The organism is Spirillospora sp. NPDC046719 (assembly GCF_040645715.1).
GTDB lineage: Bacteria > Actinomycetota > Actinomycetes > Streptosporangiales > Streptosporangiaceae > Spirillospora.
On the sequence record NZ_JBEYYT010000368.1, the window covers coordinates 1 to 9,671 of the forward strand.

A 9,671-nucleotide genomic window follows, 5' to 3' on the forward strand; every position below is an offset into this window, starting at 1 on the left:
CCTGGTCGCGGTCGGGGGCCGTCCCGAACAGGTCGGCGAGCGCGTCCAGGTTCGTCACCGCCAGGGCGCACGCGGCCACGGCCGCGCCCGCCCGGGGGACGCGGCCCAGCGCGAGGAACCCGCACAGCAGGCCGAGCGCGGCGAGCGAGGCGGCCGTCAGGTGCAGTGCGCCGCGGTCGCCGGTCAGGAACGACGTCTCGGGGAAGTCGAACCCGATGAACTTGTAGGTGTGCAGCCGGTCGCCCGCGTAGAGGCGCACCCATAGCCCCGCCGCGCCGACGATGACGGCGGCGGCCGCCACCAGGCCCATCGCCCTGCGCAGGCCAGCGCGCAGCAGCGCCGCCGCGCCCGCCAGCGCGTACACCAGCGCCACGCATGACAGGTACCGCCCGTACGCGTAGTTGCCCACGCGGTGCTCGTCGGGGAGCGCCGCGGACGACGCGTACGCGATCGCGAACGTCACGGTGAGCAGCACGCCCGCCATGACGCGGTCCGCCGGAAGCGACCGGGGGCGCAGCAGCACGGCGGCGACGGCCGCCAAGCCGACCCCGCCGAGCCCCCACGTGGAGACGGCCAGGTACCAGACTTGCCCGGCCGCCCCGGACAGCGCCCAGCCCTGCCCGGCGCCCGTGGTGAACCGCTCCCCGAGGTTCCCCGCGAGGTCGCGCACCCCGCCCGGGTACAGCTCGGCGCGCACGTGCCCGTTGACGGCCGCCGCCACGGCGTACCCGGCCGCGGCCACCGCGAGCCCTCCGGCTCCAGCGGCGACGGCGGCCCCGCGCCTGCAGACGGCGCCCGCGACCGTGAGCGCCGCCAGCGTCACGACATGGACGGCGAGCACGACCTCGCCGCGGCTGTGCACCGCCGCCGCGAACGCCGCGACCACCCCGGCCGCCCCCGCGTCCCGAACCGCCGGGAACCACCACCGCGAAGGCCCGCTTTCATGCTCGGCCTGATCAGCGTGCCCCAGCCCATGGCCCTGACCACGCGGCGACCCGAACCGTCGCGATCGCGAGCGAAGCCAGGTTCGAGCCTGCGAGAACCTGATCGCGGAGCGAGCCCCCAGGCGAGCCGGAGCGATGCGGCGATCGCACGCATCGCCCGCCGAAGGAAGGCCCTCCAGGGCCTGACGCCAAGGGCGATGCAACAAGCACAGCCATGCGAGGACGATCGTGGGCAGGACGGCGTCGGCGAGGACGAACTCGCCGAAGAACGTGGTGGCGGGCAGCAGCGCGGCGCCCCAGGCGAGGGGGAGCGCGGTGCGGCGGGACAGGCGGAACCGGCGGGCGGCGACGTATCCGAGGGGGAACAGGGCCGCGCCGACGACCGCGTTGATCGCGAGAGCGATCGTGTAGACGGTGACCGGGTCGTGCGAGAACCAGTACGCGGGGACGAGGAGTGCCGGGTATCCGCCCTGGTAGAAGGTGTTCCCGGACATGTCGCCGCCGTGCCCGCCGGACAGCAGGCGCGCGGCGAGCAGGTAGCCGGTCTCGTCGGGATTGGCGACCGGGCCCGTGCGCGCGCGGGCGAACCACAGCCGGACGCAGACCTGCGCGGCGAAACCGGCGGCGAGCAGCCACGGCACGGCACGGTGGCGCCGTGCGCGCGGGGGAGCGTCCGGCGCGGGCCGCAGGACCGGAACGATCTGGAGCGTCATGGGCCCCACCGTCCGGGCGGGACGTCACCGTCCCGTCGGCGGAATGTCCGGATCCTGTGACATGAGTGGGGCGGAGTGACCGGCGAGCCCAATAATGTCGGGGTGGCGAGCATTCTCTTCGTGGAGGACGATCCGTCGGCGCGGACCGCGCTGGAGCTGGCGCTGACCCGCCAGGGGCACCGCGTGACCTCCCGCGCCACCGGCGAGGACGGCCTGGAGGCGCTGCGGGCCCGCCGCCCGGAGATCGCGATCCTGGACGTGATGCTGCCCGGCATCGACGGGATCGAGGTGTGCCGGCGGATCCGCCGCGGCGACCCGCTGCCGGTGATCCTGCTCACCGCGCGCGGCGACGACCTGGACGTCGTCCTCGGCCTGGAGGCCGGCGCCGACGACTACGTGGTGAAGCCGGTCGAGCCGCGGGTGCTGGACGCGCGGATCCGGGCGGTGCTGCGCCGCGCCGAGACCCGCGCCGACATCTCCGCCTACGGCGACCTCGTCATCGACCGCGCGTCGCTGAAGGTCACCAAGGCGGGGACCGACGTCCGGCTCACCCCGACGGAGCTGCGGCTGCTGCTGGAGCTGTCCCGGCGGCCCGGCCAGGCGCTGACCCGCCAGCACCTGCTGGCCGAGGTGTGGGAGCACACCTACCCGGGCGACTCGCGGCTGGTCGACGCCTGCGTGCAGCGGGTCCGCGCCAAGATCGAGGACGAGCCGGGGGAGCCGCGGCTGATCGAGACGGTGCGCGGCTTCGGCTACCGGTTCACCGCGCCGTGACGCCGCTGCGCCGGTTCACCGGGCTGCGGGTCCGGCTCGTCGCGGCGTTCACGGTGGTGGCGCTGCTGGCGTCGGTGCTCGCGTCCGGCATCTCGTACGTCCTGCTGCGGCGGGTGATGCTGCAGCGGACGCAGGACGCGGTGCTCACCCAGATCCGCGACACGCTGGCCCAGCAGATCCCGGAGCAGATGCCGCCCGACACCGAGCCGCTGATCGCCGACCAGGTGGAGCAGACGCTCGCCGCTCCCGGGCGCGCGGTGGTCGCGGTGCCGGTGCCGCTCGACGGGAGCGCCCCCCAGCCGCCGCCCGGCGCGCTGGACGTGCCGGTCAGCCCGGAGTTCGCGCGCCGGGCGATGCGCGGCATGGTCTTCCAGCGGATCGTGGTCAAGTCCCGTCCCGGCCTGGAGGGCCATCCCTACCTGCTGGTCGGCGCCCGCGCGACCGGCTACGCCACGACGGTGGACGAGCCGCAGCGGACGACGCCGCCGATGGTGTTCGCGTCGGTGAGCCTGTCCCGGGAGGCGGCGGATCTGCGCTCGCTCACCCGGGCGCTCATCGTCGCCGACGCCGCCGCGCTGCTCGCGGCGCTGCTGCTCGCCCTCCTCGCGACCCGCGGGGTGCTGCGGCCGGTGCGCCGGCTCGGCGCGGCCGCCCGCGCGCTCGGCGACGGGCGGCTGGCGACGCGGGTCCGGGTGCGCGGGCACGACGAGCTCGCCGATCTCGCCCGCACCTACAACCACGCCGCCGCGGCGCTGGAGCGGACCGTGACGGAGTTGCGCGCGATGGAGGCGGCGTCCCGCCGGTTCGTCGCGGACGTCTCGCACGAGCTGCGCACGCCGCTGACCTCGATGATCGCGATGACCGACGTGCTGGCGGAGGAGGCGGGGGACGACGGCGGCGCGGCGCGGCTGGTCGCGGAGGAGACCCGCCGGCTCGGCGGGCTGGTCGAGCACCTGATCGAGATCAGCCGGTTCGACGCGGGCGCCGCCGCGCTCGTCCTGGACGACGTGAACGTGGCGGAGGCGGTCGCCGGCACGCTGTCGGCGCGCGGCTGGCCGGGCCGGGTGGTGGTGGAGGGGCCGGCGGACCTGTTCGTCCGGGCGGACCCGCGGCGGCTCGACGTCATCGTGGCGAACCTCGTCGGCAACGCGCTGAAGCACGGCGGCCCGCCGGTCGCGCTGCGCTTCGGGCCGGACGGGAGCGGCGGCGAGCCGGGCGTGGCGATCACCGTCGCCGACGGCGGCCCCGGGATCCCGGACGACCTGCTCCCCGTGGTCTTCGACCGGTTCGTGAAGGCGGAGGCGGCCCGCTCCCGCAGCGAGGGCAGCGGCCTCGGGCTGTCGATCGCGAAGGAGAACGCCGTCCTGCACGGAGGGACGCTGGAGGCCGCCAACGGGCCGGACGGGGGAGCGGTGTTCACGCTGTGGCTGCCGGCCCGGCACGCGGACGAGGAGGACCCGGACGAGTGCGGGGAGGACGGATGAGGAAGCGATGAGGAAGCGATGGGGCCGGGCGGTCCGGGCGCTCGCCGCGGCCGCCGCCGTGGCGGGGGCCGTCGTGTCGGCGGGCTGCGGCGTCCGGCCGACGGGCGTGCTCAGCGCGGGCAGCATGCCGGTCGCCGACGGGCGGGCCTCCACCATCACCGTCTTCCTGGTGAAGGGCGGCGGCATCCGCCCGATGGTCCGTCCCGGGCTGCCGGGGCACCCGTACCTGGCGATCGCGCAGCTCGGCGTCCCGGTCACCTCGGTGGAGGGGAGGGTCGGCCTGTACAGCGAGGTGCGCGTCCCGCTGGAGGGCCGGATCGTCGACGACCCCTCCGTCCTGATCGTCGACATCCAGGAGGGCGTGCCGCACCGGCGGGTGAGGTGGTCGCGCGTCGCGCTGGGCCAGATCGCCTGCACCGCCGCGTCCATTCCCGGGATCGAGCAGGTGAAGCTCTGGAGCGGGCCGGACCCCGACGAGTACGGATGGGGGTTCGTCGACTGCGCCGACTTCGCCGACCTGCGCTGATCAGCCCTTGGTGAGCCAGCGGGTGGCGACGTCGCCGAGCACCGACCGGATCGCCAGGATCGCGATGCCGAGCATCAGCACCGGCCCGACGACCCAGTGCTCGACCTTGCCGTTCGTGCGGGGGACCAGCGGCATCTCGATCCGCCAGGGCAGCGGCCAGAACACCGGGCAGCCGCGCGGTGTCAGGCAGTCCCCGGCCACGTGCGCCAGGCAGCCGAGGGTGACCGCGAACCCGACGAAGCTCATGTCGATCTTGTGCATCAGCCAGACGGCGATCAGCGCCAGCGCGCAGTCGGCCAGCGCGGACTGCGGCTCGCGGCCCTCGAAGTCGAGGCCGACGCCGCGCAGCCCCAGCCCGACGATCATGAACAGGCAGGCCCACCACGCGTACACGTAGTGGGTGGCGAGGGTGTCCATCGCCCAGCCGATGCCGACCGCGAACAGGATCGAGTGGGTGGCGTGCCGGTGCCCGCCCGACAGCTTCCCGATCCACTTGCACATGTGGTGGGTGATGGGCCCGTAGGTGTTGGCGATGCGCCCGTTGTGGTGGTCGATGTCGGGCAGGATCGCCGCGCCCGCGCACACCACCGCGCCCGCCGCGACCTGCTCGGGCGACAGCGACACCGCGTGCTCGCCGAGCAGGCTCTCCTGGCCGAGCACCGGCACCGCGGCCAGCCATGCCAGCGCGCCGCTCAGCGCGTGCGTCTTCCCCATCATGGGCAGTTCCCCCGCTTTCCGCGCACCGTCCGCCGCCCGGTTCAGGGCGGGACTCTAGCCCGCTACTGATCGTTTTCAGCGGCGGCGCGCCGAAGCGGATGCCACGTCCCTTTGATGTGGATAGCGGCGCCGCGGTTCCACGGCGGCGCCGGCACGGGGGGAGGAGGTTCAGTCGTCGTGGGCGGCGCGGGCGGCGACGACGGCCTCGACGTTCTCCTCGGCCCACTCGGTGATCGCCTGGATCGGCTTGTGCAGCGACAGGCCCAGCGGGGTGAGCGCGTACTCGACGCGGGGCGGGACCTCGGCGAACACGTGCCGGGTGACCAGGCCGTCGCGTTCCATCGTGCGCAGCGTCTGGGTAAGGACCTTGGGGGTGACGCCGCCGATCAGGCGGCGCAGCTCGGTGAAGCGGCGCGGTCCGTCGGTGAGGCTCAGCACGACCAGCACCGACCACTTGTCGCCGATCCGGTCGAGGATGAGCCGGGTCGGGCACTCGGGATCGAACGCGTCGCCTCTCATGGTTTCCAGAGGGTACCAATAGCACGTTGAAGTAACCAGTATCCGATGGATACCTTCACGTGCGGCACGGACACGGAGGAGGACGACATGAAGATCCTGCTGATCGGCGCGACCGGGATGATCGGCCGGCGGGTCGCGGACGAGGCGCGCCGCCGCGGCCACGAGGTCACCGGCGTGACCCGCAGCGGCGCCGAGGGCACCGCGAAGGCGGACGCGCACGACGCCGACGCGATCGCCGCGCTGGCGGAGGGCCACGACGCGGTCGTGCTGGCCGTCTCGCCGCCCCGCGACGGCTCCGAGCCGGAGGGGCCGCTGCTCGCCGCCGGGCGCGGAGCCCTGGAGGGGACGCGCAAGGCCGGCGTCCGGCGCATCGTCGTCGTCGGCGGCGCCGGCAGCCTGGAGGCCGCGCCCGGCCTCCGGCACGTCGACGAGCCGGGCTTCCCCGAGATGTACAAGGCGGAGTCCCTCGCGCAGGCGGCGCTGCTCGACCTCGTCCGCGCCGAGGCCGGCGGCCTGGACTGGACCTACATCTCGCCCGCGCAGGTGATCGAGCCCGGCGAGCGCACCGGCGTGTTCCGCCTCGGCGGCGACCAGCTGCTCCGCGACGCCTCCGGCGACAGCCGCATCAGCGCGGAGGACTACGCCGTCGCGCTCGTCGACGAGCTGGAGAACGGCGACGCGATCGGCCGCCGCATCACCGTCGCCTACTGAGCCGCAGCCGTCACCGGGCCGCGGCCGTCGCCCACTGGGCCGCGGCCGTCGCGTATCGGGCGCGGGCGGTCAGCGCTTCCGCGCGGGCGCCTCGATCAGGCGCCAGGCGCCGGACTCCTCGCCCGGCTCGTACGGGGAGTCCAGCCGCTTCGCGAGGACGCCGGGCAGGCCCTGGTCGGCCGCGGTCTCCCGCACCGCGGCGCCGTCGCCCGGGTACCACGGCGCCGTCTGCCAGGCCGGGCCCGACAGGTCCAGCTCGTCCAGCCTGGCGCGGCGCTCGCGGTACGGGACGTCCAGCAGCGGCCGGCCGTCCAGGTGCGGCACGTCGAAGATCATGTAGGTCTCGCGGCCGTCCAGCACGGCCAGCTCGCCGTCCAGCACCGCCGGGCGGGCGCCGAGCCGCCCGCCGAGCCGCGAGCCGAGCCCGGCGGGGCCGTCCACGGGGCGGCCCCGGCCGTCGGTGAACCGCGTCCGGCCGCCCTCCACGTACGCCAGCAGCCGCCGGCCGCCCCACGCGAACTCGAACCCCCACGCCCCCTGGTCGCGCGGCAGCCGGGCCCTGCGGACCGGCCGCATCGGGCGCAGCGCCTCCGGCAGCGGCTCGGCGTCCGGGTCCGCCGGCGGGTCCATCCGGTGGATCATCCAGTTCTTGCCGCGCGTCCTGAACAGCACGTACCGGCCCGACACCCGCGAGCCGTGGATGACGACCTTCACCTCGCGCTCGGACCACTTCTCCGTCTCGTACGTCCCGCGGTCCCAGATCGTCACCTTGCCGCCGCCGTACTCGTCCTGCGGGATGTCGCCCTCGAACGTCGCGTACTCCAGCGGATGGTCCTCGGTGTGGACGGCCAGGTGGTTCGTCTTCGGGCTCCACGGCAGGCCCTTCGGCACGGCCCAGGAGACCAGCACGCCGTCCCGCTCGAACCGCAGGTCCCAGTGCAGGCTGGAGGCGTGGTGCTCCTGGACGACGAACGTGTCGTCGTCGCCGTGCGGGAGCGCCTTCTCCTCGGGGACGGGCTCGGGCGTCCTGCGCGGGTCGCGTCTGCCGCGGTACTCGGCGAGCCGGTCGCCGCCGTTCCGCGCGTCCTTCTTGCCCTTCTCGCCCTTCTTGCCCTTCTTGCCCTTCTTCTCCGTCACGCCCGCCACATACCCGCGATCAGCGGATCGAGACGGCCCGCCCGCGGACGGGGACGCGGACAGGGACGGTGCTAGCGGATGAAGACGGCGTAGTCGGCGAGGTCGCCGGTCAGCTGCGGCGGCAGCGCCGCCACCGCCGACATCTCCTCGGCGGACACGAACCCGCCCGTCTCCGCCCGCACCCGCTCGATCTTCGCCGCCAGCTCCGGGGTGATGCCGGGCAGCAGCGTCAGCGCCTCCGCCGGGGCGTGGTTGACGTCGATCAGGCCGCCGTCCTGGTACTGGCGCGGCAGGTCGGGGCGGCCGATCCGCAGCTCCTTGGCGAGCCCCGGGTCGCTCGCGGCCAGGTCCCGCGCCTTCTCGCGCAGCAGCCGCTGCCGCCGCACCCGCTCCACGACGGCCTCGTTGTCGATGCCCGCCAGCCCGTGCGGGTCGAACACCCGGCGCCGGATGAGGAACGCGTGCCCGCAGCCCACCACCGCGAGGACGAACAGCAGCACCCCCACCGCCTGCTGCGTGCCGTCCTCCTTGCCGATGTCCGGCAGCAGGTACAGCATCAGCGCGAAGACGCCGATGTAGACCGCCGACGACACCAGCAGGTGCGCGCTGCGCCGCCACAGCGCCGCCGCCGCGAACGTGAAGGGCGTCGCGTACCCGAGCGTCAGGAACGGCAGCGCCGCCCACGTCACGCTCAGCGCGGCCCGCCCAGGAGGCATGCTGTCGGACGGAACCCTCGGCTCGTACGGCGCTGGCGCGTTCATCAGGCGCATTCTCCCGGCCGGGTCGCTGGCTGAAGGGGACGCTAGGTCGACGAAGGGGTCACGGGAGGGTGAGGATCTCGTGGCCGTCCTCGGTCACCAGCAGGGTGTGCTCGAACTGCGCGGTGCGCTTGCGGTCCTTGGTGACGACGGTCCAGCCGTCGTCCCAGATGTCGTAGTCGTGGCTGCCGAGGGTCAGCATCGGCTCGATGGTGAACGTCATGCCCGGCTCGATGACCGTCGTGGCGTTCGGGTCGTCGTAGTGCGGGACGACCAGACCCGAGTGGAACGTGGTGCCGATGCCGTGCCCGGTGAAGTCGCGGACGACCCCGTACCCGAACCGCTTGGCGTAGGACTCGATGACCCGCCCGATCACGTTCAGCGCGCGCCCCGGCTTGACCGCCCTGATGCCCCGCATCGTCGCCTCGCGGGTGCGCTCCACCAGCAGCCGCGACTCCTCGTCCACGTCGCCGCACAGGAACGTCGCGTCGGTGTCGCCGTGCACGCCGTCGATGAACGCGGTGATGTCGACGTTGACGATGTCGCCGTCCCGCAGCACGGTGTCGTCGGGGATGCCGTGGCAGATCACCTCGTTGATCGAGGTGCACAGCGACTTCGGGAACCCCCGGTAGCCGAGGGTGGACGGGTAGGCCCCGTGGTCGAGCATGAACTCGTGCCCGATGCGGTCCAGCTCGTCGGTGGTGACGCCCGGCCGGACGTGCTTGCCGACCTCCTCCAGCGCCTGCGCCGCGATCTTGCCCGCGACCCGCATCCGCGCGATGATCTCGGGTGTCTTGACGTCCGGCTCGCCGGTCTTCGGGCGCTTCTTCCCCACGTACTCCGGCCGCGGGATCTGCGCCGGGACCTTCCGCATGGGAGAGACGTTGCCGGGACGGAGAAGCTGGGTCGTCATAGTGATGGAGTGTAGTCAGCGGGATCGCGGCAACGAATCCCGCGCGAGCCGTGATCGGAGGGAGCACCGATGGCCGGTGACGACGGTGACTGGTGGTTCTGCTTGAAGCACATGAAGGTCGAGCACGGGCCCGGCTGCCCGGACAAGGACCGGATGGGCCCGTACCCGGACGAGGGTGCCGCCGCCGGCGCGCTGGCGCTGGCCCGCGAGCGCAACGAGGCGTGGCGCAAGGACGACGGGGAGGACTAGCGGCGGGCTAGTCGACCGTCGGGCCGGTCACCGCCTCGAGCAGCCTGGCGAGGCGGTGCCGCAGGCCGCGGGCGCCGCGCGCCGGCTCCTGGCCCGCGGCGGCGCTCACCAGGTGCTGCGCGCCGTCGAACGACAGCAGCGCCTCGTCCGCCGGGACGGTCAGCGCCTCGTGCGCCAGGCCCTCCAGCTCGCGGTCGCCGCCGTCCAGCGCGAGGATCGTGGCGCC

At 74.1% G+C, this 9,671-nt stretch carries 11 protein-coding genes and 1 pseudogene; 5 read left to right on the forward strand and 7 right to left on the reverse strand.

Going from position 1 to position 9,671, the window contains the following annotated elements:
* Positions 1-1,657, reverse strand: a 1,657-nt coding sequence (locus tag ABZ914_RS39260) for a hypothetical protein (protein ID WP_500199588.1), incomplete at its 3' end; no start/stop codon positions are given.
* Positions 1,658-1,759: 102 nt separating this feature from the next.
* On the opposite strand from ABZ914_RS39260, the gene ABZ914_RS39265 reads away from it, so the two are divergent.
* Genes ABZ914_RS39265 through ABZ914_RS39275 form a run of 3 tightly spaced genes read left to right on the forward strand, consistent with a single transcriptional unit; the run spans position 1,760 to position 4,441 of the window.
* Positions 1,760-2,431 (forward strand): response regulator, encoded by a 672-nt coding sequence (locus ABZ914_RS39265; RefSeq protein WP_190864287.1) that lies wholly within the window; start codon positions 1,760-1,762, stop codon positions 2,429-2,431.
* Entirely contained in the window at positions 2,428-3,915 is a 1,488-nt protein-coding gene (locus ABZ914_RS39270) for an ATP-binding protein (protein ID WP_433238288.1), read from the forward strand. The genes ABZ914_RS39265 and ABZ914_RS39270 overlap by 4 nt, the downstream gene beginning before the upstream one ends.
* Before the next feature lie 7 nt (positions 3,916-3,922).
* The gene (locus ABZ914_RS39275; protein ID WP_500199590.1) at positions 3,923-4,441 is read left to right on the forward strand and encodes a hypothetical protein; all 519 of its coding nucleotides are present in this window, start codon (positions 3,923-3,925) and stop codon (positions 4,439-4,441) included.
* Here ABZ914_RS39275 and ABZ914_RS39280 read toward each other — a convergent pair whose 3' ends face one another.
* Entirely contained in the window at positions 4,442-5,158 is a 717-nt protein-coding gene (locus ABZ914_RS39280; RefSeq protein ID WP_190864292.1) for a metal-dependent hydrolase, read from the reverse strand.
* Between the two features lie 168 nt (positions 5,159-5,326).
* On the reverse strand, positions 5,327-5,677 hold the full coding sequence (locus tag ABZ914_RS39285; protein WP_190864294.1) for a winged helix-turn-helix transcriptional regulator: 351 nt from the start codon (positions 5,675-5,677) through the stop codon (positions 5,327-5,329).
* Positions 5,678-5,722: 45 nt separating this feature from the next.
* Between ABZ914_RS39285 and ABZ914_RS39290 the strand changes: the two genes are divergently transcribed.
* Complete coding sequence (locus ABZ914_RS39290; protein ID WP_500199591.1) at positions 5,723-6,388, forward strand: NAD(P)-dependent oxidoreductase; 666 nt, start codon at positions 5,723-5,725, stop codon at positions 6,386-6,388.
* A 69-nt stretch (positions 6,389-6,457) separates the two neighbouring features.
* Here ABZ914_RS39290 and ABZ914_RS39295 read toward each other — a convergent pair whose 3' ends face one another.
* The 3 genes from ABZ914_RS39295 to map all read right to left on the reverse strand — a co-directional run bounded on the left by ABZ914_RS39295 (position 6,458) and on the right by map (position 9,196).
* Positions 6,458-7,525, reverse strand: coding sequence for a DNA polymerase ligase N-terminal domain-containing protein (locus ABZ914_RS39295; RefSeq protein WP_500199593.1), 1,068 nt, complete (start codon positions 7,523-7,525; stop codon positions 6,458-6,460).
* Between the two features lie 71 nt (positions 7,526-7,596).
* The gene (locus ABZ914_RS39300; RefSeq protein WP_500199595.1) at positions 7,597-8,286 is read right to left on the reverse strand and encodes a ComEA family DNA-binding protein; all 690 of its coding nucleotides are present in this window, start codon (positions 8,284-8,286) and stop codon (positions 7,597-7,599) included.
* Between the two features lie 58 nt (positions 8,287-8,344).
* The gene (gene map / locus ABZ914_RS39305) at positions 8,345-9,196 is read right to left on the reverse strand and encodes a type I methionyl aminopeptidase (RefSeq protein ID WP_500199597.1); all 852 of its coding nucleotides are present in this window, start codon (positions 9,194-9,196) and stop codon (positions 8,345-8,347) included.
* A 69-nt stretch (positions 9,197-9,265) separates the two neighbouring features.
* On the opposite strand from map, the gene ABZ914_RS39310 reads away from it, so the two are divergent.
* Positions 9,266-9,445, forward strand: a complete 180-nt coding sequence (locus tag ABZ914_RS39310) for a hypothetical protein (protein ID WP_190864302.1) — start codon at positions 9,266-9,268, stop codon at positions 9,443-9,445.
* A 7-nt stretch (positions 9,446-9,452) separates the two neighbouring features.
* Here ABZ914_RS39310 and ABZ914_RS39315 read toward each other — a convergent pair.
* Positions 9,453-9,671 (reverse strand): annotated as a pseudogene (locus ABZ914_RS39315) (hypothetical protein); the annotation flags it as partial.

Bases quoted from the DNA above. Each gene is read 5' to 3' on its own strand.
- ABZ914_RS39275 (WP_500199590.1), top strand. From the start codon at position 3,923: ATGAGGAAGCGATGGGGCCGGGCGGTCCGGGCGCTCGCCGCGGCCGCC.
- ABZ914_RS39280 (WP_190864292.1), bottom strand. From the start codon at position 5,158: ATGATGGGGAAGACGCACGCGCTGAGCGGCGCGCTGGCATGGCTGGCC.
- ABZ914_RS39285 (WP_190864294.1), bottom strand. From the start codon at position 5,677: ATGAGAGGCGACGCGTTCGATCCCGAGTGCCCGACCCGGCTCATCCTC.
- ABZ914_RS39290 (WP_500199591.1), top strand. From the start codon at position 5,723: ATGGATACCTTCACGTGCGGCACGGACACGGAGGAGGACGACATGAAG.
- ABZ914_RS39300 (WP_500199595.1), bottom strand. From the start codon at position 8,286: ATGAACGCGCCAGCGCCGTACGAGCCGAGGGTTCCGTCCGACAGCATG.
- map (WP_500199597.1), bottom strand. From the start codon at position 9,196: ATGACGACCCAGCTTCTCCGTCCCGGCAACGTCTCTCCCATGCGGAAG.
- ABZ914_RS39310 (WP_190864302.1), top strand. From the start codon at position 9,266: ATGGCCGGTGACGACGGTGACTGGTGGTTCTGCTTGAAGCACATGAAG.